Source organism: Bradyrhizobium sp. CCGB12, assembly GCF_024199845.1.
In the GTDB taxonomy this organism is placed as follows: Bacteria; Pseudomonadota; Alphaproteobacteria; order Rhizobiales; family Xanthobacteraceae; genus Bradyrhizobium.
Window position 1 is genome coordinate 1,158,054 of record NZ_JANADO010000001.1, and the last position, 18,370, is coordinate 1,176,423.

At 63.2% G+C, this 18,370-nt stretch carries 25 protein-coding genes and 2 pseudogenes; 14 read left to right on the forward strand and 13 right to left on the reverse strand.

Annotated features, from left to right (window positions below; translation table 11 throughout):
• Window positions 1-15: 15 nt before the first annotated feature.
• Both NLM27_RS05395 and NLM27_RS05400 read left to right on the forward strand, forming a co-directional pair.
• The gene (locus tag NLM27_RS05395; RefSeq protein WP_254142359.1) at window positions 16-549 is read left to right on the forward strand and encodes a GcrA family cell cycle regulator; all 534 of its coding nucleotides are present in this window, start codon (window positions 16-18) and stop codon (window positions 547-549) included.
• A gap of 58 nt (window positions 550-607) precedes the next feature.
• Complete coding sequence (locus tag NLM27_RS05400) at window positions 608-1,183, forward strand: hypothetical protein (protein ID WP_254142360.1); 576 nt, start codon at window positions 608-610, stop codon at window positions 1,181-1,183.
• Between the two features lie 45 nt (window positions 1,184-1,228).
• Here the strand turns inward: NLM27_RS05400 and NLM27_RS05405 are convergent, their stop codons facing one another.
• On the reverse strand, window positions 1,229-1,585 hold the full coding sequence (locus NLM27_RS05405) for a hypothetical protein (protein WP_254142361.1): 357 nt from the start codon (window positions 1,583-1,585) through the stop codon (window positions 1,229-1,231).
• A 692-nt stretch (window positions 1,586-2,277) separates the two neighbouring features.
• Here NLM27_RS05405 and NLM27_RS05410 point away from each other — a divergent pair.
• Window positions 2,278-2,463, forward strand: a complete 186-nt coding sequence (locus NLM27_RS05410; protein WP_254142362.1) for a hypothetical protein — start codon at window positions 2,278-2,280, stop codon at window positions 2,461-2,463.
• 140 nt (window positions 2,464-2,603) lie between these two features.
• Window positions 2,604-2,945, forward strand: a complete 342-nt coding sequence (locus NLM27_RS05415; protein WP_254142363.1) for a phasin — start codon at window positions 2,604-2,606, stop codon at window positions 2,943-2,945.
• Window positions 2,946-3,239: 294 nt separating this feature from the next.
• On the opposite strand, the gene NLM27_RS05420 is transcribed toward NLM27_RS05415, so the two are convergent.
• The 3 genes and pseudogenes from NLM27_RS05420 to NLM27_RS05430 form a co-directional block, all read right to left on the reverse strand.
• On the reverse strand, window positions 3,240-4,070 hold the full coding sequence (locus tag NLM27_RS05420) for an alpha/beta fold hydrolase (RefSeq protein WP_254142364.1): 831 nt from the start codon (window positions 4,068-4,070) through the stop codon (window positions 3,240-3,242).
• 144 nt (window positions 4,071-4,214) lie between these two features.
• Window positions 4,215-4,514: pseudogene (locus NLM27_RS05425) on the reverse strand (ShlB/FhaC/HecB family hemolysin secretion/activation protein); the annotation flags it as partial.
• 186 nt (window positions 4,515-4,700) lie between these two features.
• Window positions 4,701-4,961, reverse strand: coding sequence for a hypothetical protein (locus NLM27_RS05430; RefSeq protein WP_254142365.1), 261 nt, complete (start codon window positions 4,959-4,961; stop codon window positions 4,701-4,703).
• 264 nt (window positions 4,962-5,225) lie between these two features.
• Between NLM27_RS05430 and rocF the strand changes: the two genes are divergently transcribed.
• The gene (rocF, locus tag NLM27_RS05435; protein WP_254142366.1) at window positions 5,226-6,203 is read left to right on the forward strand and encodes an arginase; all 978 of its coding nucleotides are present in this window, start codon (window positions 5,226-5,228) and stop codon (window positions 6,201-6,203) included.
• A gap of 118 nt (window positions 6,204-6,321) precedes the next feature.
• Window positions 6,322-6,606, forward strand: a complete 285-nt coding sequence (locus NLM27_RS05440; protein WP_254142367.1) for a hypothetical protein — start codon at window positions 6,322-6,324, stop codon at window positions 6,604-6,606.
• Window positions 6,607-6,612: 6 nt separating this feature from the next.
• Here NLM27_RS05440 and NLM27_RS05445 read toward each other — a convergent pair whose 3' ends face one another.
• Both NLM27_RS05445 and NLM27_RS05450 read right to left on the reverse strand, forming a co-directional pair.
• Window positions 6,613-7,827 carry a mandelate racemase/muconate lactonizing enzyme family protein gene (locus NLM27_RS05445; RefSeq protein WP_254142368.1) on the reverse strand — a complete coding sequence of 405 codons (1,215 nt, stop codon included), beginning with the start codon at window positions 7,825-7,827 and terminating at the stop codon, window positions 6,613-6,615.
• A 358-nt stretch (window positions 7,828-8,185) separates the two neighbouring features.
• The gene (locus NLM27_RS05450) at window positions 8,186-9,430 is read right to left on the reverse strand and encodes an NRAMP family divalent metal transporter (protein ID WP_254148759.1); all 1,245 of its coding nucleotides are present in this window, start codon (window positions 9,428-9,430) and stop codon (window positions 8,186-8,188) included.
• Between the two features lie 408 nt (window positions 9,431-9,838).
• Between NLM27_RS05450 and NLM27_RS05455 the strand changes: the two genes are divergently transcribed.
• The gene (locus NLM27_RS05455) at window positions 9,839-11,272 is read left to right on the forward strand and encodes a sensor histidine kinase (protein WP_254142369.1); all 1,434 of its coding nucleotides are present in this window, start codon (window positions 9,839-9,841) and stop codon (window positions 11,270-11,272) included.
• Between the two features lie 174 nt (window positions 11,273-11,446).
• On the opposite strand, the gene NLM27_RS05460 is transcribed toward NLM27_RS05455, so the two are convergent.
• On the reverse strand, window positions 11,447-11,632 hold the full coding sequence (locus tag NLM27_RS05460; RefSeq protein WP_254142370.1) for a hypothetical protein: 186 nt from the start codon (window positions 11,630-11,632) through the stop codon (window positions 11,447-11,449).
• Window positions 11,633-12,321: 689 nt separating this feature from the next.
• On the opposite strand from NLM27_RS05460, the pseudogene NLM27_RS05465 reads away from it, so the two are divergent.
• Window positions 12,322-12,501 (forward strand): annotated as a pseudogene (locus NLM27_RS05465) (hypothetical protein); the annotation flags it as partial.
• Between the two features lie 357 nt (window positions 12,502-12,858).
• Here NLM27_RS05465 and NLM27_RS05470 read toward each other — a convergent pair.
• The 3 genes from NLM27_RS05470 to NLM27_RS05480 form a co-directional block, all read right to left on the reverse strand.
• Complete coding sequence (locus NLM27_RS05470; RefSeq protein WP_254142372.1) at window positions 12,859-13,485, reverse strand: general stress protein; 627 nt, start codon at window positions 13,483-13,485, stop codon at window positions 12,859-12,861.
• Between the two features lie 16 nt (window positions 13,486-13,501).
• The gene (locus NLM27_RS05475) at window positions 13,502-13,822 is read right to left on the reverse strand and encodes a hypothetical protein (RefSeq protein WP_254142373.1); all 321 of its coding nucleotides are present in this window, start codon (window positions 13,820-13,822) and stop codon (window positions 13,502-13,504) included.
• A 227-nt stretch (window positions 13,823-14,049) separates the two neighbouring features.
• Window positions 14,050-14,376, reverse strand: coding sequence for a nuclear transport factor 2 family protein (locus tag NLM27_RS05480; RefSeq protein WP_254142374.1), 327 nt, complete (start codon window positions 14,374-14,376; stop codon window positions 14,050-14,052).
• A gap of 136 nt (window positions 14,377-14,512) precedes the next feature.
• Between NLM27_RS05480 and NLM27_RS05485 the strand changes: the two genes are divergently transcribed.
• The 3 genes from NLM27_RS05485 to NLM27_RS05495 all read left to right on the forward strand — a co-directional run bounded on the left by NLM27_RS05485 (window position 14,513) and on the right by NLM27_RS05495 (window position 15,654).
• Window positions 14,513-14,794, forward strand: a complete 282-nt coding sequence (locus NLM27_RS05485) for a hypothetical protein (protein ID WP_254142375.1) — start codon at window positions 14,513-14,515, stop codon at window positions 14,792-14,794.
• A 218-nt stretch (window positions 14,795-15,012) separates the two neighbouring features.
• On the forward strand, window positions 15,013-15,261 hold the full coding sequence (locus NLM27_RS05490; RefSeq protein ID WP_254142376.1) for a hypothetical protein: 249 nt from the start codon (window positions 15,013-15,015) through the stop codon (window positions 15,259-15,261).
• Between the two features lie 123 nt (window positions 15,262-15,384).
• Window positions 15,385-15,654, forward strand: coding sequence for a DUF6894 family protein (locus tag NLM27_RS05495; protein ID WP_254142377.1), 270 nt, complete (start codon window positions 15,385-15,387; stop codon window positions 15,652-15,654).
• Here the strand turns inward: NLM27_RS05495 and NLM27_RS05500 are convergent.
• The gene (locus tag NLM27_RS05500) at window positions 15,648-15,851 is read right to left on the reverse strand and encodes a hypothetical protein (RefSeq protein ID WP_254142378.1); all 204 of its coding nucleotides are present in this window, start codon (window positions 15,849-15,851) and stop codon (window positions 15,648-15,650) included. The two genes, NLM27_RS05495 and NLM27_RS05500, sit on opposite strands and share 7 nt — an antisense overlap.
• The gene (locus NLM27_RS05505) at window positions 15,848-16,048 is read right to left on the reverse strand and encodes a hypothetical protein (RefSeq protein WP_254148760.1); all 201 of its coding nucleotides are present in this window, start codon (window positions 16,046-16,048) and stop codon (window positions 15,848-15,850) included. Before NLM27_RS05505 ends, NLM27_RS05500 begins: the two co-directional genes overlap by 4 nt.
• A gap of 347 nt (window positions 16,049-16,395) precedes the next feature.
• Here NLM27_RS05505 and NLM27_RS05510 point away from each other — a divergent pair, with 347 nt between their 5' ends.
• Window positions 16,396-16,593, forward strand: a complete 198-nt coding sequence (locus NLM27_RS05510; protein WP_254142379.1) for a hypothetical protein — start codon at window positions 16,396-16,398, stop codon at window positions 16,591-16,593.
• Here NLM27_RS05510 and NLM27_RS05515 read toward each other — a convergent pair.
• Window positions 16,562-16,762 (reverse strand): hypothetical protein, encoded by a 201-nt coding sequence (locus NLM27_RS05515; protein ID WP_254142380.1) that lies wholly within the window; start codon window positions 16,760-16,762, stop codon window positions 16,562-16,564. The two genes, NLM27_RS05510 and NLM27_RS05515, sit on opposite strands and share 32 nt — an antisense overlap.
• Window positions 16,763-16,945: 183 nt before the next feature.
• Between NLM27_RS05515 and NLM27_RS05520 the strand changes: the two genes are divergently transcribed.
• Both NLM27_RS05520 and NLM27_RS05525 read left to right on the forward strand, forming a co-directional pair.
• Window positions 16,946-17,437 (forward strand): DUF417 family protein, encoded by a 492-nt coding sequence (locus NLM27_RS05520; RefSeq protein WP_254142381.1) that lies wholly within the window; start codon window positions 16,946-16,948, stop codon window positions 17,435-17,437.
• Complete coding sequence (locus NLM27_RS05525; protein ID WP_254142382.1) at window positions 17,434-18,315, forward strand: DUF4261 domain-containing protein; 882 nt, start codon at window positions 17,434-17,436, stop codon at window positions 18,313-18,315. Before NLM27_RS05520 ends, NLM27_RS05525 begins: the two co-directional genes overlap by 4 nt.
• Window positions 18,316-18,370 lie beyond the last annotated feature (55 nt).

Below are 18,370 nucleotides of genomic sequence, written 5' to 3' on the forward strand. Positions count from 1 at the left end.
TCACAGGACAGCAGCATGGAACCGGGCCATTGGCCGTCGGAGCACTCCGACGCGCTTCGCGACTATTTTCTCAGAGGAATGACTTATGCAGCGATCGGAAGGGAGATTAACGCAAGGTTTGGAACGGCTTACACGCGCAACGCGGTGGCTGGCCGCGCCAAGCGGCTGGGGCTTGCCGCATTGACGCGGATGACGAGCCCGCCGATCGCGCCGTCCATGCCGGGGGAGGCCTGTCTGCTTTCGCCGTACCGTCCGACGTTACCGAACCTGAACCTGCCGCCAAAGTCCGCGATGAGGCGGGCGGCACCGGTCAAGTTGCGCTGCGTCGGCGTCCGGCCGCGCCTGATCCCGCTGCTCGAACTCGCGCGCAGCGACTGTCGCTATCCCTATGGCGGCGACAAGGACGGGGAGGCGATCGCGTTCTGCGGTCATCCGCGTCAGCAAGGCTCCAGCTATTGCGCGCCGCATGCGCGCTTGACGCGGCCATGCGGGCTTGCGTCTGCCCGTAACGTCGGTCCCGTCGTCCTGCGGCTGGTCTCGGCCGGCTGAGGAAGCCACCCGTTCGATCGTCGATTTTGCAATCGCCAACTTTGCAGGGAGGATCCGAGTGGCACGTGCTCGACGCAACAAATCTTACAAGCTGACTGGAATCTCCGACCGGCGATCCCGTGACGTGCCGTTCAATGCCGAGGTGGCGGACGTCGAGGTCGACAACCCGCTGGCGCTCGATCCGGGCGAGAAGATTGTGGCCGTCCGGTCGGTCCGCAGCGATCCGCTCGGCCGGCTGCACGCGCACCATCAGATCGACGAGGCGCAATATCGCGGCGGGCGCGCCTTTCAGAGCGACTGGGAGAGCGCGGAACGAGGGCCTCAGGCGATGGACCCGACCCGCGAATATGTCGACGGCGCGCGCACGCGCGAGCCGGTCACGGAGAGCCAGCGCCAGGCGGTGCTGCGGCTGAACCGGGTCGAACGCGAACTCGGCACCGACGGCGTCGCACTGGTGTACGACGTGCTCGTGCTGGGCTTGACGATGGATCAGATCGGGCAGCGTCGTGCCGTTCGTACGCAGCGCTGGAACGACTATTTTGCGCGGCGTTTTCGTGAATGCCTGGACCGGCTGGCGCTGATCTACGGCTTCGCCACGGAAGCGGGGATACGTCGAGCAGAGCAGCGCAAATGACGATGGCAAGCCCGCGGCTTCGGCCACGGGCCTGCCGCGCGCTGCTCACGGATGCGGTACGATCTGGTAGGGCGTCGAATAGGGCTCGACGCGGAGGGAGGCGTTGGCCAAGAGCCCGATCTTGGCGGTCGGCGCCTGCTGCAATTCGCCGTTCGGCCCGCGATGCACGTTGTACTGCCACACGGTGAGATCGCCTTTCTGCGCCAGCGCATGCGCAATCGCGCTCGCATCGTTGCCGCCGAGTGCCTGAAGCTCGTCTGCCGACAATCCGACGACGATTTCATCCTTGATGGTGACGATCTTGAACAAGTTCATCTTGGTCTCCTGCGCCCATGCGCCTTGTGTCGAGAGGGTGAGAAGCGCGACCGCGGCGCCCTTGATGAGATCGCAGCGAGAAAGCATGTCGTCGTCCTTTGGTGGTGACACGCGCCCAGATCGTGAGTCTATCAGCCATGGCGCGGTGATCTGCGTGGCCGTTCCGCAACCGCTTTGTCGTTCGCTCCTGACCAACGGTTCACGAGCGGAGAACCAATCGGGACCGACGAACCTCGCTGGAAGCCGTCCGCTGGACGCATTCCGACGACATGAGGAAGCCGGCCGATCCCAAGGCGCTTGCGGCTCGGTCGGTGCGCCGGCGTCCCGATCGGCGCCCCGGAGACAGGCGTTCATGTCGTGGGTGATACAACCGCTGAGACGCGACTCAACAATTACGTGTAGGCGCCGCCGATTGCCGGTGCGTGTCTGCAGATGCCTGTTCACGTCGGAAACAAAGGCGAAACGCAGTGCCGATTGACGGCGATCAAGGCTGTGTGCCGCTTCTTGACGCAGGTGGGTGACGGCGGTCGATAATCCTGTTATCCGGAATTGTCGTGGCGCGATGCGGACCAAGCATCGCGGTTGGGCTTGCCGGATGGGTTGTTCTTTGGCATAGTTGCAACCTCCTCGGTTGAGCCCATCCGTTCGGATATGAAGCTCGGCCTGCCGCCCGCCGGGCCGAGAGTTGGTTGCCGCCATTGTATTCGGTTGGGGCATCCGGTTCTTGGGTGCGACTTCGACGCCGGAACTTGAAGGCCGATGCTTTTCATAGGTGCGAGATGAAGAACCTCAATTTCGCGGCTGAGCTGCACCTCAAGCTCGGCGCGCCTGCGAGCGGCACCGTCGAAAGCCTGCGCCTGCTTCGCGCGTTCCTGAAGCTCGAGCCACGGCAGCGTTTCGAGGTCATCAAGCTCGTCGAAGACCTCGCCACCGAGGAAACCCTTCCCGAACTCCCCCTGTCCTGAGCCAGGCCGCGCCGGCCGCCGCCTTGTCCTTCGTTTTCCTGTCAGATTCGGCCCGCCGGGCGACTTTTGCTCTGGGGCTGGCCGCTGGAAGGCGATCGGGCAAGTGTGGTATTCAGTAAGAAAAAGGGAGGAGTACGACCATGATCGAACCGAAACTTGAAGTTCCGGCCGAACTGCGCGACTTGGCCGAGAAGACGATTGACCAGGCGGAAAAGGCCTTCGGCATGTTTTTCGAAGCCGCCACCAAATCGATGTCGTCCGTTCCGGGCGCCGGGACGGACGTGTCGAAGCAGGCGCTCGCTTTCACCGAGCAGAACATGAAATCGGCGTTCGAGCACGCTCGCAAGCTCGTTCACGCCACAGATCTTCAGGAAGCGATGCGAATTCAGTCCGACTTCCTGCGCAGTCAGTTTACCAGCGCCGGGGACCACATGCGCCAGATGAGCGGCAGTTTCATGCAACCGGGCAAGGGCAAATCCTGATTCCGTTGGTGCCGCGCTGCATGCCCACAAATTGATCCTGCGGGGCGGCGTGATGCGCATTCTGGTCCCGGTGCAGGTCCATGATGGGCGCCGAATGATACTCATTTGCCGTCCACCATCCTTTCTGCTGATCCCTGTCGGCCGTCCGGCAGGGATTTGCAGTTTTGGGCAGGCTCGCGATTGGCTGGCGCGCTACCGGCGCATAGTGCGACCCGTGCCTCTCCGGGGTGGCGAAGGCCCTTCCTATCGTGACCGGCCCGGAATTGCCTTGGTCTGCCGCAAACGGGTTTCCGGCTAATAGTCACCGGGGTTCATGATCATCGGGCTTTTCGTATCGGCCGGCGCGAGCGCGCTGCTGGCGCTGTCACGCAGGAAGCGGTCGAGCGTCGCCTGGATCTTCTCCTTGACCGCGTCGGGGCCGCGATCGCTCATCTCGGTGTGCTGCGCGCCGGTATTGATGATGTCGATACCGCGTGCCTTCGCCTCCTCCGGCGTCGGCAGCACGCCCGGGTCGGTCTGGAAATGTGGGTCCTTCGAGCGGAACGACAGGATCTTCAAGTTATCGCTGAGCACGAACGGCACCCGCAGATTGTCGAGCGTGATCACCTTCGACACCAGCTCCGGGTGCTGATGGGCCACATACATCGAGACATCGCCGCCGTTGGAATGGCCAACGAGGGTGATGTGGTCGTAATCGACGTTCTCCTGCCGCCTCTTCAGTTCGCCCAGCGCAAAGAGAATGTTGGCCTCGCATCGGATATAGACTTGATGGCGGCCGACATATTGCTCGCCGACATGGGTCATCAGTGGCGGATCGCTCGGCAGGTCCTGTTGGATGCTGGCAACCAGATAGCCGCGTGCAGCGAGCACGTTGGCGAGGAAGGAATATTCCGTAGCCTTGACCGTGTTGCCGTTGCTGATGATGGCGAGCGGCAGCTTCCAGAGGCCAAGATTGGCCTTGGTCTCGTAGTCGCGGCGCACCGCGACCTCGACCGAGATCGGCCGTTGGCGCGAAGCGTCGAACAGAGTCAAAGTCTCATGGCGGATCGCGAACCGGCTGACAACGAAGTATTCGCCGACGCCGAGGACACAGAGAAACGCCAGGATTGCAAACACCCTCTTCATGGTTTCCGTCTCAAATCACTTTTGACTGAATATGATCATTGGGAGCTCCCGGATCGAGCGATCGTGAGCACGTTACGGGATTAAATTTAGGCAACTCTGTGGAGCAAGCCGCAATAGCGCCGCGTGTCCTGCCACTTTGAACGACTAGAGACAACCGGCCTTGCCGCCCTCGGGGCAGAGCCGCAGCGCGCTGGACGGTGTGAGCAGGAAGCGCGGGCTCCGGCGCTCGTTGTCCGGCGCCCGGTAGCTCAAGGGGACGGCCACCGCGAGGTCGGCCTGGAGATCGTCCGACAGGAAGAATCGCACGCCAGCTCCGGCCGATGTCGGCGCCAGGCCGTCACTCAAGCGGTGACCGTCGTTCCAGACTGCGCCGGCGTCGCCAAAAACGTAGAGCTGATAACCGGTCCAGTCGCGGAAATTCAGCTTTTGGTCGAGGCGCAGTTCGGTCTCACGGACGTGGCTGAAGGGATAGAGAACCGCGCCACGGGCCGACTTGCTGGTGAGGATGGGATGCGAGGAAGGGCAAGGATATTTCTTCGGCAGTCCGATGCCGGTGGAAGTATTCGATCGGCAATCCCTGACGGTCGAGTGCCCCGCCGTCACTGCTGCCTGAACGGGGCGGCCTCGATTTTAGCGCCGACGCGCAATCGCAACGCCGAACAGGAAAGCAACGAACAAGCTGGTCAGCGGCGCTTCGCGCGTGATCGCGGCAACCGTCGCGAGCGGGCGGCCCGGCTTTCGCGCTTCCTCGATCGAAGAGGTAAGACGGTCGACCGCTGCATGCAGACCTCCGGCGACTTCACCGATGGTGCGGGATACGTCCGTCGCTGCATCGATGGCACGTTCGGCCATGCCGGGTGGGGGATTGGACTGCGGTATCTCCGTGCTCAACTGCGCGACCTCCAAGTCCGATGTTGGAGGCCGGCACCTTTGGCTATCCTCGCGAGCGCTCGTTCTGAACAGCGGGTCTTGCGACCTTTGGCTATCCGCGACAGGCGCCGTGGTTTTTACGGCGGGTGCCGGCCTTGGATGGGCAATTCGGCGCCCGGGGTTTTGTTCCGGAATGACACGCCCCCGCGCTCGACTTCTCCGGGAAACGACGGATACGAATCTCTGTTAGGCTGGCGGGAGCTTTGCTGACGTCAGGAGACAGCCGTGACCGATCGAATCGTGACGGATCGAACCCGGCGCATCGCCTTGCTCGGCGCTCCCATCGACATGGGCGCTTCGCAGCGCGGCACCTTGATGGGCCCGGCGGCGCTGCGCACGGCAGGCCTCGCGACCGTGCTGGAGAGCCTCGATTTCGAGGTCGTCGACTATGGCGATCTTTCCGTGGCCGAGGTCCGGGACCTCGCTGACAGCGCGCCCGAGAAGGCCAATCACTACCGCGAAATCCAGCGCTGGACGCGTTTGTTGAGCCGCAGAGGCCATGAGATCGCGGAAACCGGCGCGCTGCCGATCTTCCTCGGCGGCGATCACACGCTGTCGATGGGCTCGGTCAACGCAATGGCACGCCATTGGCAGGAGCGCGGCCGCGAGCTGTTCGTGCTTTGGCTTGATGCGCATGCCGACTACAACACGCCGGAAACGACGATCACGGCCAATATGCATGGCATGTCGGCCGCGTTCCTGTGCGGCGAGCCCGGCCTCGACGGTCTGTTGGGTGATGATCCGCGCGCCTCGATCGCTCCTGATAGGCTCGATCTGTTCGGCGCGCGGTCGATCGACAAGCTCGAAAAGGAATTGATGCGGGCGCGTCGGATCAGGGTTGTCGACATGCGCCAGATCGACGAATTCGGCGTCGCTGTCTTGATCCGGCGCGTCATCGAGCGGGTCAAGGCAAGCAATGGCGTGTTGCATGTCAGCTTCGATGTCGATTTTCTCGACCCGTGCGTGGCGCCGGGCGTGGGCACCACGGTGCCGGGTGGGGCGACCTATCGCGAGGCGCATCTGATCATGGAGCTGTTGCACGATTCCGGCGTGGTCGGGTCGGTCGATGTCGTCGAGCTCAATCCGTTCCTGGACGAGCGCGGCCGCACCGCGCGTACGGCTGTCGAGCTGATCGGCAGCCTGTTCGGTCAGCAGATCACCGACCGGCCTACGCCGAGCAATGCTATCGCACCGGGCGAGTGAATTCGGTTGAACGATGAAAGACATGTCCCTCGCCTGGGCCAGGAACCACTGGAACCCAGCGGGAACCAGGACGGCGCTATTGAATTAACCTGGGACAGGACAATAGCGGACCCTTCTGATGACGACTGATCGTTTCGCGAACTCCATCTCTACGGCGCTTCGTCACCCCGGCGTGATCGCGCTTATCGTTGCCGGGTTGACGATTGCGGCGATGCTGATCGTCGACCACGGACCGTGGAATCGCGCCAAGACTCAGCCGGCCCATGTCGCGATGTACGCAACCACTGGCGAGGCTGCGCACGCCGCGGGCGCCAAGGTACTTCCGACCGAGCCGAAATCGCCCGTCGAGCCCGAGCGGCCGGGGCCGAAGACCTCCCCGACCGTCAATCCCGTGACGCCGTAGCTCTCGTCAGCTCTTGCGACCGTAGCTGAGCAATCCGCCGCTGGCCTTCGGTGGATACGCGCGCAATGCCTCCTCATTTGGTTCGGTGCCCCAGCCCGGGCGATCAGGGACGACCAGATGACCATTCTGGATCTCCGGCGCGTGCGTGAAGAGCTCGTGGTCCCAAGCGAGACGGTCGATATCGATCTCCATGATGCGCAGGTTCGGCACAGCGGCGCAGAAATGAGCGTTCATCATCGAGCAGAGATGGCCGTAAAAATTATGCGGCGCGACGTTGACCTCGAACGCCTCGGCGGCGGTGGCGATCTTCATCGACTGCCAGACGCCGTTCCAGGGCGTGTCGATGATCGCCACGTCCATTGCTTGCTGGTGGAAGTAGGGCAGGAATTCGCGCAGGCCCAATAGCGTCTCGCAGGACGAGATCGGATGCGGGCTCTGCCGGCGGAGATAGCCCAGCGCTTCCGGATTGAAGCTGTCGATCTCGATCCAGAACATGTCGAGGTCAGCGATGGTGCGCAGGATCTTCAGATAGCCTTCGGTCTTGGCGTTGAAATTGCAGTCAAGGAGGATGTCGACGTCGGGGCCGGCGCCGTCACGGATCGCTTCCAGATGCGTGCGCAAGTCACGGAGGATCTTGCGATCGACGTTGATCTCGGGCGCGAAAGGCGAGCCGAAGCCCGGTCGCCAGCCGGTCGGCTTGCCGTCGTCGTAGGAGAAGATGTTGGTCTTGAGCGCGGTGAACTTCTTCTCGCGTACCTCGCGGCCCATCGCCTTGACGCCGTCGAGGCTGTCGATCGGCGGCTTGTACCAGGAGGGATGATTGATCCGCCACGTCGCGCAATGCGACCAGTAGACCCTGACGCGATCGCGAATCTTGCCGCCGAGCAGTTCATAGCAGGGCACACCGAGACACTTTGCCTTGGCGTCGAGCAGTGCATTCTCGATCGCGCCGAGCGCCTGCGCCACAACGCCGCCGGCAGCGGGCCGCGTCGCTGCGAACAGCTCGGCGTAGATGCGTTCGTGCTGGAAAACGTTCTGGCCGATGACGCGGGCGGATAGACGCTGGATCGCGGCGCCGACGCCGGGCGAGCCGAACCCCTCGTCGAACTCGCTCCAGCCGACGATGCCGTCCTCCGTCGTCAGCTTGACGAAATGATAGTTTCGCCAGCCCGCATCGCAGGCGAGGATTTCGAGACTTGTTGTTTTTGATGATTTGGTCATGTCGCTCCCTTGACCCCGGCGGGGCACTGTTTTTCTTGTGGTCCGGCCGCAAGCCCGCTCCAGCCGCAATGTCGGGCCAGTGACACGCCGCCGGGAAGCCCGGCGAGGGGGGCCCGGAAAGCACCGTTGCTGCGAAAACCCCGTAGTTTTCGGTGGGGACAGCATGACGGTTCCCACGTCTTTTGGCCACAATCGGAATCGACGATCCAGCCATGAAATTTCTCGCCATGATCTCGATACTGGCGCTGCTTACCATGAGTGGGGCCGCGATTTCCGATCAGATCCTGACGGCTGATCAGCACGCCGCGCGAGGGGTGGAGTAGCGCGGCGGGTGAAGGTGATGTCGCCGTCGTTCTCGTCAGCCGATCACGGACGAGCCGAGCAGGGCGAGGACGGCCAGCGCCATCAGCGCGGTGCCGAGCCAGCCCAGCGCGATCAGCCATGAACGGGCCCTGAAGCGACCCATGATCGCCCAGCTCGAGACGATCAGCATCATCATCGCCATGATGGGGACGGCGACGATTCCGTTGAGCACGGCGCTCCACACCAGCATGTGAATCGAATCGATCCCGGTGAAGCCGAGGCCAAAGCCGATGATGGTTGCGGCGGCGATGATGGTATAGAAGCCGACCGCCTTCTCGGGCTTCGCCTCGAGCGTGGCACGCCAGCCGAAGATCTCGGCGACGCCGTAAGCCGCCGAGCCCGCCAGCACCGGGATCGCCAAGAGGCCCGTGCCGATGATGCCGAGCGCGAACAGCGCGAAGGTGAAGTCGCCGGCGAGCGGCCGCAGCGCTTCGGCGGCTTCCGTCGCCGAATTGATCTTGGTCACCCCGTTGGCATTCAGCACCGAAGCGGTGGTCAGGATGATGAAGAAGGCGATGCCGTTGGATAGCAACATGCCGGAGATGGTCTCGATCCTGATGCGCGCCAGTTCCGGATCGCCGCCGCTCGGCAGATCGCGCAGCGGCTTGTCGCGCTTGCCCTGGTTCATCTCCTCGACTTCCTGCGAGGCCTGCCAGAAGAACAGGTAAGGGCTGATTGTGGTGCCGAGCATGGCGACAACCATCATGAAATAGTCGGCGCTGACATTCGCCTTGGGCCACACCGCGGCCAGCAGCGCCGTGCTCCACGGGATCTCGACGGTGAAGGCGGTCGCGACATAGGCGAACAGCGCCAGCGTGAGAAATTTCAGCACCGGCGAATAGCGGCGATAGGGCAGGAAGACCTGGAGCAGGGTCGAGCCGGCCGCGAAGATCAGCGCGTGTTCGTGATGGAGCCCGCCGATCACGAGCCCGAGCGCCTCCGCCATTGCGGCGATGTCGGCCGCGATGTTGAACGTGTTCGCCGCGACGAGCATGGACACGAGCGCGAGCACGGCCCAGCGCGGCGCAAGCTGCATGATGTTGGCGGCGAGCCCCTTGCCGGTGACCCGGCCGATCCGCGCGCTCACGAGTTGGATCGCGATCATGAACGGCGTGGTCAGAAACACCGTCCAGAGCAGCCCGAAGCCGAATTGCGCGCCGGCTTGCGAATAGGTGGCGATGCCTGATGGATCGTCGTCGGCCGCCCCGGTGATCAGGCCCGGCCCCAGCCGCTTCAACAGCCCCAGCCGGGACGTCGTTGGTGCGTCGCCGCTGTCGTGCTTGGCGGGGCGGTGTTTTGATCGGCTCGACAGGGCAGGCCTTCCGTAATTTCGAATTCAACGATTAAGCGCGATCATTGCCGGAAGTTCCTACAGCGGCCGCGTTGCAACCCACGTTTCGCTGCTTGGGGCTTTGGTCGAGAAGGAAATGGGCTCGTCGCGAGCACGCGCGAGTCCCGGCACGCGAGCGTGTTGTTGGCGAGCGCCCAAGCCTTCGCCGACCACGACCCGGCCTGTCGAACGTGGCGAGCGTTCGAGCCGTTCATGCTCTCCGGGCAAGCCGAATGGAAAAGGTTCCCGAGGCAAATTCAAAAATAAAGTAGCCGCCGGCTGCGTTGCCGTGCGTGCGGTTAATGGCTACCGTGCCGTATGTCCCTCCTGAAATTCGACCTCCCGGTCCCGACGCCGGCGCTGTTCGCTTCGTTTTTGGCGCTCGACCAGGCCATACTCGATGCGCTTCCGATCGGCGTCTACGCGTGCGACGTCGAGGGGCGGATCGTTCGTGTCAATCATCGGGCGGTCCAGCTCTGGGGCAGGGCGCCGAAGCTGCTCGATCCCGCGCAGAGATTCTGCGGTTCATTTCGGTTCGAAAGCCTGGAAGGCGATTTCATCCCGCCCGACGCCACGCCGATGGCGCATGCCGTGCAGACCGGCCAAAGCTTTGAGGGCGTGGAGGCGGTCGTCCACAATCCCGACGGACGACGATGGGTGGCGCGCATCAATGTCGGCCCTCTGCGCGACGACGACGGCGCGGTGGTGGGCGGCATCAATTGTTTCCAGGACGTCACCCAGGAACACGAGATGCGGGTTGCGCTCGAGCGGCAGCAGCGCACCTTCGACCTCGCCATGATCGCCTCCAAGATGGGGACGTGGCGTTACACCATGGCCGACAACATCTGCATCTATGATCACAACGCCCAGCGGCTCTATGGCCTGACCGAGGCACGCTTTCTCCACGACAAGGACGGCGTCGAGGCCAAGTTTCACCCTGACGACATGGACCTGATGTGGGCGCGCGTTGCCAAGGCGCTCGATCCCGCGAGTGATGGCCGCTACGATGTCGAGTATCGCGTCAAGCAGCTCGATGGCAGTTGGCGGTGGCTGAGCGCCTGGGGCCTCGTGGAGTTCGAAGGTGAGGGTGTCGAGCGCAAGCCGGTCGCGATCGCCGGCGCGAGCCGGGATCTCTCCGAACTGAAGCAGGCGGAGGAGCTGCAGCGCCTGCTCACCAATGAGCTCAACCATCGGGTGAAGAATACGCTTGCCACGGTGCAGTCGATCGTCAATCAGACGCTTCGCGGCGCGGCCGATGTCGAGATGGCGCGCAAGACGGTCAATGCGCGCTTGCTTGCCCTGGCCGGAGCGCATGATCTCCTGACCGCGCGGGCCTGGGTGGGCGCCGATCTGTCGGATCTCGTGGCACGCGCCATCGCGCCATTCCCGGTGAGCCAGATCGTGCTCCGCGGTCCTTCGCTGGTCGTGCTGCCGACACAGGCGCTGGCGCTCTCGCTGGCCCTGCACGAGCTTGCCACCAATGCGGCGAAGTACGGCGCATTGTCCAGCCCGGAGGGCCGGGTCGAGATCTGCTGGGACGCGCGCGATGACGAGGTCGATCTCAGCTGGCGCGAAAGCGGCGGCCCGCTCGTTGCTCCGCCGAGCCGCCGTGGCTTCGGCAGCCGCCTCATCGAGCATGCAAGCCGCGACCTCGCCGGGCGCTTCCGCCTGGAATTCGATCCGGCCGGCGTTCGCTGCTGGATATCGGCTTCCCTCGCCAAAAGCGACGAGGGGGCGGAGACGGTCGCCTGAGCTTCATCGGAGCTCTTGATCGCGCGCACCGCGGATAACCGACGCTTATTTCGGATTATGTGAAATAAAGTTGACCCGTCGGGCAAAACACCTGTATAAGTAGATCATCGCAAGACGCGTCGATGCACTCGACCGCCCCGCGGAGGCTCCTCACGCGATGGGTGCGAGCCGGCGCTACTTGACGCTGACGAACATGCCCCAGGCCGCGGCCAGTGCCGCGCCTGTGAAAACGAGCACCGGATTGTCGCAGAACGGGCCGCCGTAGCGGCACACGTCCGCGCCGAGCTGGCCGAGCTCGTGATGGCCGGCGGAATAGAACAGTCCCGACAGCACCAGCAATGCAGCGGCGACGTAGTACATCGGTGGTCTCTCCGAAGCGGTCCCGATCGCGTCTTGCGCTAGCGGGAGCAAAGCGACATGTCCCAGCATGGCGCGAAGAGATTTCATTCCGCCGAATTCGATGCGGTGTTTTTAGATAAAGTTTGACTTGACCGCGTCACCCCGGGGGATGGGCGGCGGGAAAACTCGGTAGTCTGCGCACCTTTCCTTGCCTTGCTGCTCCAGTTCGCCCCATCATCGCCTGCTCGGCCATACGAACCCGCATTTGCAGTTCTTCCAGCTCCTCAAGCTGGGAAACGAGCGCCTCGAGTTGTTCGCGAAGAACCGCTACATCATACGTCCGGCTGAAAAGATGCATTGCCAGTCCCTACCTGTTGGCCGTTTCCTGAGGCCGCCCCGTGGACCACCGGGAAATACTGGCAAAGGTCCGCCAAGTTGCGCACTTACATTTAGCAAGGTGCATCGCATTATTTTGGGTCCTGCCTGTTCCCGCTCAGGAACGGTAAGCCCGCGAAGATACGCTGGTCATGCTGGCCAGATCGCGCGAGTAATTCGCAGATTCCGAAAAGCTTTTTGCGGGATTCGGAGCCTCCGAGGACATGGCCTCGTCCGCTGGCGCACGGCACTTCGTGATCGCCCCATTAACATGGTTAAATTTATATAATTTAGTTGAGGCATTTAATGCATGGCGCGTCCAGGAGGGAATCGCCATGTCAACGACATCCGACGACGACCGTCGCCAATTTCTGAAGACCTGCGGAAAGTTCGCTGTGGTGACACCTCCAACCCTCGCCCTGCTGCTGTCGACCTCCCTCACGTCCGATGCGATTGCGCATTCCGGCGGAGGCGGGGTTTATCGTCATCATGGCGGCGGGAACAGGGGCAACGACGACTGCTGAGGCGTCGACCGACGGCCCACGAACGGAGAAAGAATGCACTCCAGGCGCCGCGACGTAGATTGGCACTTTGCCTCCTTCACCATTTCGATGGTTTGGCTGGCGATCATCGTTGCGGCCCTCATCGCTCTGCTTCTCGGATGGGAGCCCTGACCGAATGGCGTGTCCGGGCAAGCGTGAATTCTGCGGTCGACGGTGGAACGGTTTACCGATTGCCGAGTTTTCCCGAGCCCTTCCCCAAAGGGGGTGACGGCTGCTTCCCCCCATTAGCAGCCTGAACAGGCCCCAGCTTCACCGCCCTGAAGCTGGGGCCTTTTTTCTTGACGATGTCGGTGTTGGGTCCAACGGCACCTATCGCCGCGTGCCCACGCCGTAAAGCTCGCGCTGACGGCCGACATCCTCCGGCGACAGCGGCGGGCTTGCCGCATCGAAGTCGGTCCATCCCGCCTTCTGCCAGGCGGAGCTGCGCTCCCCAAGGTTCACGGACCTCTCATGCAGCAGCGCATCCAGGCGTGCGCGATCGTTGTCGGGCACCTTCGCGGAGACGAGCGTGCCGCCACGGCGGATGCCTTCGGCATAGCGCGATGCGTCTTCCTTGGAGACGCCGGCCTGGGTCAGCGCGCCGACGATGCCGCCGGTGGCTGCGCCTGCAGCCGCGCCGACGGCGGTCGAGGCGAGCCATCCCGCCGCCACCACCGGCCCGAGGCCGGGAATGGCGAGCAGGCCGAGGCCGGCGAGAAGGCCTGCCGCGCCGCCGACACCGGCGCCGATGCCGGCACCCGCACCGGCGCCTTCGGCGCGATCGTCGACGCCGTCGCGGTCACGGTCGACCTTGCCGCTCTTTGAGCCGTACCAATTGTCCGAATTGTTGGCGACGATGCTGATGTCGGAGTGCGGCACGCCGGCGCTTTCGAGTCGGCTGACGGCCTGCTCGGCATCGGAATAATTGTCGTACAGGCGAGAGATGGTGATCGTCATCTGGAAGGTCTCCTCGTTACTTGGTGGGGTTCACGTTGCCCTGGAAGTCGACGCTGACGTCGGACTTGGTGCCGGCCTTGTCGGCTTTGCCGCGCCAGACGCCCTGGTCGTCCTTCTGCAGGCCGGAGACGTTGGAATAGCCGGCATCCTCGATCCGCGATTTCGCCTGGCCCTCGGTGAAGCTGTTGCGGCCGGCGACCGGCTTGTTCGCGTTGTTCTGGTCCGAGCTGTTGACGGCGTTGTTGCCCGGCCCGCTCTGCGCGGGCTGCGACTGGGCGCCCGCGGGCGCAGAGGCGAGCAGCAAGAAGGCTGCGGCCAGCAAACTTAGACGTGACATGTTGTTGTCTCCTGTAAGTGATTGTGCGGGCGACAACGAGTGAGATTCGAATTGGTTGCTCGGTTCGATGATGCGGAGTGCCGCAGCACGCGCTCTCGCTTCGATCGAGCGTGAATTACGAGGCGTTGGGAACGATTGCCATCATGTCCCGTTTCTTTCGCCTTGCCTCGCATCCGGGTCGAGCCGGCGATCTGACGGGATTGCCGCAGAGTTGAATCGGGACGCAGCTAGTTCGAGGGACCGCACATGTGCGAGGCGATTAGCCCCCTCGCGTTGAAGGTCAGGCTCGCGCTCACGACGGCGCCGCGCGCGATGTATGAGATGACCGTCGCATTCCCTGACGGCTGGAGGTTCTCCAGGCGCGAGGCGGGATAAGCCTTGAGACGATCGACCCAGTAGGCGCGCCGGCCGTCTTTGCCTGAGCTGGCTTTCATGCGGCCGCAGCCGCAGTGGATCACCGCGTCGTCGGCATACATTCCCAGAATGGTCTCGATATCGCCGGCGCGGTAGGCATCAAGCCAATCGACCACCGCGGCCATCGGGTCAAAGGACATGGTCCTACCTACATGCCGTTTCGTCCGCGCGGGGTTTAGAACCGGGATCATGAAGGTGACCTGAAGGTGGGCGCGGGTCGCCGTTCACCTATCTGTCTGAAGGGTGAACAGAGGCTTGCCGTGAGTCGGTCGCGGCATGACGGGAGGCGTGGAGTCGGAAGGCACCAATAGTGCAAAAATGTACACAACGCGGCTGGAAGGGGGCCTCGTTCCGGAATACATTGTCGGCATGGACCGCGCGGACATCGCAAAACGATACCGGTATCAGGCCGAAGAACTGCGGGCGAAGGCCGATATCATGGCCGACGCAGACACCCGCGACCATTACGTGAAAGTGGCCGAAGCGTACGAGCAGTTGGCGGAGAGCGAGGAGATTGTGTCGCTTCGGCCGACAGCTCCGCCGGGGACCGAAGCGTGACCGTCTCGGCGGCGAAACACGGCTGAAACAATCCTGAAACCCGATTGTCCTGAACTCCTTCGCTCGCGATCTCGACCAATCGAGCGAAAAGGAGAAACAATCATGATCCAGGTCGGTTCGAAGGAAGAAGTCGCGTTGCTCTTGGCGCTGTTCGGCACCCACACCCAGCCCGTCAGGACGCCGAAGCCGAAATCCCCACGCGGATGAGGCACGCTCCCATGCCGGGTTTGGCCGATTGCCAGAGCTTCCTGCGGCTCCTGATCGCGAGGGGCGATCCGCAGGCGATCCCGCTCGCCGAGACCGCCATCGATCAATATCTGGCCGTCACGCCGGCCGGCGCGCGTGGGCGGGGGCTGTGCGTGCTCCAGCTCGACGCACGCGACCAGCACGTGGCCGCGGTCGGCGTGCAGCGCTCGTTCGCAGAGACGGTGGACGCCTACATTGCGCGCAAGCTGGCGGAGGAGTGAGCGGGCGCTCCCCCCGCAGCATCGGCGCCGTTCCCGGAACTCGCTGATCCCAAGACAAATTTTTGCATCCCGCAAGAAACCTTTGCCTGCGCCAAAATTAACATAGGTAAAAGGACTGCGAAGATGCCCAGATACTACTTCGACCTTCGCGACGAAAGCGGATTAGCGCTCGATGAGGAAGGGCTGGAATTGGCCAGTCCACGCGCCGTCCAGGCCGAAGCCGCCAAGTCGCTCGCCGACATGGCGCGCGATGCCATGCTCTCCGCCCTGCCAGCCGGCGGCAGGCAGACGATGGCGATCGAGGTTCGCGACGACGGCGGTCCCTTGATGCAGGTGACATTCTCGTTCGAGATCGAGAATTTCAAGTCGCGGTCGCACACGCGCGATCATTGACGCGAGAGCTGCTTCGGCTGCTGCTCGGGCTCCAGCACCGCGATCTTGCGGCCGAGCTGCCAGACCTCGACCTTGCCGTGGCGCGTGAACTGCCGCGCGAAGGTGAGGGCGGAGGCGTCGGACATGGCCTCGAAAGCCTCGGCGGAGCGGAAAACGCCGTTGTCGCCGACGAGATAGGCGCGGTATTGCTGCATCATGTCGGCGCCCTCAGGCCGGGCGATCGCAACCAGTCCTCGATCTGCACGGCCATCTCGTCCTGCCGCGCCCGGCGCAGCAGCATCTCGCGGCGGCGCCCCGGCGCCAGCGCTCGGGCTTCCTCGCGACAGCGTGCGGCTTCGTCCGCGAGACGTTCGGAAAGCGATTTGGTTTGTTTGATGCGACGCCGTGTGTTCATGGCGCGTCTCCCTTGTTCGAGCAGGGCGGGAGCGCAATCTGGCGATCTCATCACCGGTAAATGCCACGAGCCTTGCGGTGATGGGACAAAGCCTAATGCATCGGAAAGCGATGTGTCAGTATCATTTGATGGTTTGTCCGCATTAAATTTGCCAAGTGAATTCAGCGCTTTGAGCGACTTACTCACCTTGATGCAAAGTTCACTTTTGAACACAGGCACAGGTCACTTTTGAACAAAGGCAGGCTCAGATCGTTGATCTCCATCACCGGCCAAGGCTCTGTCCGTGGGCGTCGGTGGCTGAGAGACCGAGCGTGCTCCCGCCTGCAAAGCGCAAGGGGAGCACGGCCATGCCGGAAGACCGCGCGCGTCGACGCATTCACGACGAGGTAGCCGCGATCGCGGAGCAGAACGCGTATACACTCGAGATCCTGGCGCGATCGCTCGAGATCCTGAAGCAGGCGTTGCCGGATACGTTTCTGGGCCGCAAGACCTATGAGCCGTTCCCCAGCGAGCCTAGCGCTCCGCTGCAGGACGACGAGCGCTGACGGTCAGGGCGATCGCGACTGCCGGCAGCAGGCCGGTTTGCAGCGTGCGGGTTTGGCTGGCATGGGCGCAAATGGCCTCGGCGATCGCGCGCTTGCGCATCAAGGCGAGGTTAAGCCGTTCGGCCTCGAGGAGGACGGCGTCGGCGCGCGCCAACAGGGGATCGGGCATGAATCCATGCATGGTGATGCAACGCCGCGTCCTGCCGCTCGTTCCCGGCCGCGGCTGTTGCCGGGGTGCGCCCACGAGGTCGTGAAGGCATCGTGACGAAAGCGGACGTAACGGACCTGAAGCTTGCCGCGTATCACCGGCAACCCGCGAGACGCGCGGAGCAGCCAGGGGAAAACACGTCCAATGAGAACGACCTTCAATGTCGCCGAGCACGGCACCGGATCCTACCGGCCGCTCGCCATCCTGCGCTGGGTCATGGTGATCATCTTCATCTCGTTCGGCATGCAGAAATTCACGCCGCAATCGGCGCAAGGCATCGCGCAGTTCATCACCAACAGCCCGTTCATCTCCTGGCTCCAGGTGTTCGGCCTGCGCGGCGAGGCCTACTTCCTGGGCGTCACCGAATTCGCCATCGCCGCGCTGCTGATCGCCGGCGCCTTCAACCCGTTGCTCTCGGCAATCGGCGCCTTCATGGGCGTCGTCACCTTCGCCGTCACGTTCTCGTTCTTCTTCACCACGCCCGGCGTGGTGAAGTGGTCGCTCTCGACCGATCCGATGGCTTGGAATCTCGCCGGAGAATTCCTGTTCAAGGACATCGTGCTGCTGGCGGTGTGCGTCGTGTTGCTGCTGGCGTCGCTGCCGGAGGCGGTGGGGCGGGTGCGAAACGTCGATTGACATTGTTCCCTTTTTGTTCTAGGCGACCGGACGGGTTCAACCTTTGGGCGAGACGCGGATCTCGTGCCAAACTTTCCGCGGGGCAGTCCATGAGTAACGCGCTTCTCGCTTTGGTCTTGTTGGACCGTCCGGCCACGCCCGATATGTCCGCCGTTGCCAGGATCCTTCGCGAGCGGCATCCGGATTTGGCAACTGGGCCGAATGAAGATGGCGGCGTGCGACAGGCTAAGGCCAACTCGCCGCTGATTCACTGCGGCAATGAGCTTGTTGCGGTCATGTCGATGCCGGCTCCCATTCCGGAGGATACTGGCCTGTGGGCGCGCGCTGCCAGGACGTGGCCGGAGAGCAAGGCGGCAGCCACCCGGCATCGAGGTCACCTGATCGTCTCGATGGTGGGAAAGAACGAGCGGCCGCTCGTCGCCGCGCGCGTCACCACCGCAGTGATCGGCGCGTTGATCGCCGCAATGCCGGAATGCTGCGGCGTGGTGTGGGCTGGCCAGGTCGCGCGGCCCTCTGATCTCTGGCGGGACATGTCCAGCCGATCGTTTGCGCCGTTCCCCGACTATCCCTTCACGCTGTGGGTCGACATTCTTCCCTTCCAGTCGGATGGGAAGATCGGCGCAATCACGGTGGGATTGTCCTCCTTCGTCGGACGCGAGATCGAGTTCAGGACTGGAAAGCTGACGTTGCCGGCCCTGATCGACAAGGTGGCCGGACTCTCCGTCTATCTGATCGAGCATGGAAACGTGGTGAAGGATGGCGATACGATCGGCGCAAATGAGGACGAGCGTATCGCTGTTCGATATAGGAATTCCGAGGTTTTTGGCGAGTTGCCTGTGTTCTCTTGTACTGATGACTTCGCACGCTCGTCTCAATGAGCTGCGTCCCACTCGTCGATATCGTGAGGTGCGGTGCTTGGACCGATCGTTTGAC

Coding starts and splice junctions, on each gene's coding strand:
- NLM27_RS05395 (WP_254142359.1), top strand. CDS start 16: ATGGAACCGGGCCATTGGCCGTCGGAGCACTCCGACGCGCTTCGCGAC.
- NLM27_RS05405 (WP_254142361.1), bottom strand. CDS start 1,585: ATGCTTTCTCGCTGCGATCTCATCAAGGGCGCCGCGGTCGCGCTTCTC.
- NLM27_RS05410 (WP_254142362.1), top strand. CDS start 2,278: ATGAAGAACCTCAATTTCGCGGCTGAGCTGCACCTCAAGCTCGGCGCG.
- NLM27_RS05415 (WP_254142363.1), top strand. CDS start 2,604: ATGATCGAACCGAAACTTGAAGTTCCGGCCGAACTGCGCGACTTGGCC.
- NLM27_RS05420 (WP_254142364.1), bottom strand. CDS start 4,070: ATGAAGAGGGTGTTTGCAATCCTGGCGTTTCTCTGTGTCCTCGGCGTC.
- NLM27_RS05440 (WP_254142367.1), top strand. CDS start 6,322: ATGACGACTGATCGTTTCGCGAACTCCATCTCTACGGCGCTTCGTCAC.
- NLM27_RS05445 (WP_254142368.1), bottom strand. CDS start 7,827: ATGACCAAATCATCAAAAACAACAAGTCTCGAAATCCTCGCCTGCGAT.
- NLM27_RS05455 (WP_254142369.1), top strand. CDS start 9,839: ATGTCCCTCCTGAAATTCGACCTCCCGGTCCCGACGCCGGCGCTGTTC.
- NLM27_RS05460 (WP_254142370.1), bottom strand. CDS start 11,632: ATGTACTACGTCGCCGCTGCATTGCTGGTGCTGTCGGGACTGTTCTAT.
- NLM27_RS05470 (WP_254142372.1), bottom strand. CDS start 13,485: ATGACGATCACCATCTCTCGCCTGTACGACAATTATTCCGATGCCGAG.
- NLM27_RS05475 (WP_254142373.1), bottom strand. CDS start 13,822: ATGTCACGTCTAAGTTTGCTGGCCGCAGCCTTCTTGCTGCTCGCCTCT.
- NLM27_RS05480 (WP_254142374.1), bottom strand. CDS start 14,376: ATGTCCTTTGACCCGATGGCCGCGGTGGTCGATTGGCTTGATGCCTAC.
- NLM27_RS05485 (WP_254142375.1), top strand. CDS start 14,513: ATGACGGGAGGCGTGGAGTCGGAAGGCACCAATAGTGCAAAAATGTAC.
- NLM27_RS05490 (WP_254142376.1), top strand. CDS start 15,013: ATGCCGGGTTTGGCCGATTGCCAGAGCTTCCTGCGGCTCCTGATCGCG.
- NLM27_RS05495 (WP_254142377.1), top strand. CDS start 15,385: ATGCCCAGATACTACTTCGACCTTCGCGACGAAAGCGGATTAGCGCTC.
- NLM27_RS05500 (WP_254142378.1), bottom strand. CDS start 15,851: ATGATGCAGCAATACCGCGCCTATCTCGTCGGCGACAACGGCGTTTTC.
- NLM27_RS05505 (WP_254148760.1), bottom strand. CDS start 16,048: ATGAACACACGGCGTCGCATCAAACAAACCAAATCGCTTTCCGAACGT.
- NLM27_RS05510 (WP_254142379.1), top strand. CDS start 16,396: ATGCCGGAAGACCGCGCGCGTCGACGCATTCACGACGAGGTAGCCGCG.
- NLM27_RS05515 (WP_254142380.1), bottom strand. CDS start 16,762: ATGCCCGATCCCCTGTTGGCGCGCGCCGACGCCGTCCTCCTCGAGGCC.
- NLM27_RS05520 (WP_254142381.1), top strand. CDS start 16,946: ATGAGAACGACCTTCAATGTCGCCGAGCACGGCACCGGATCCTACCGG.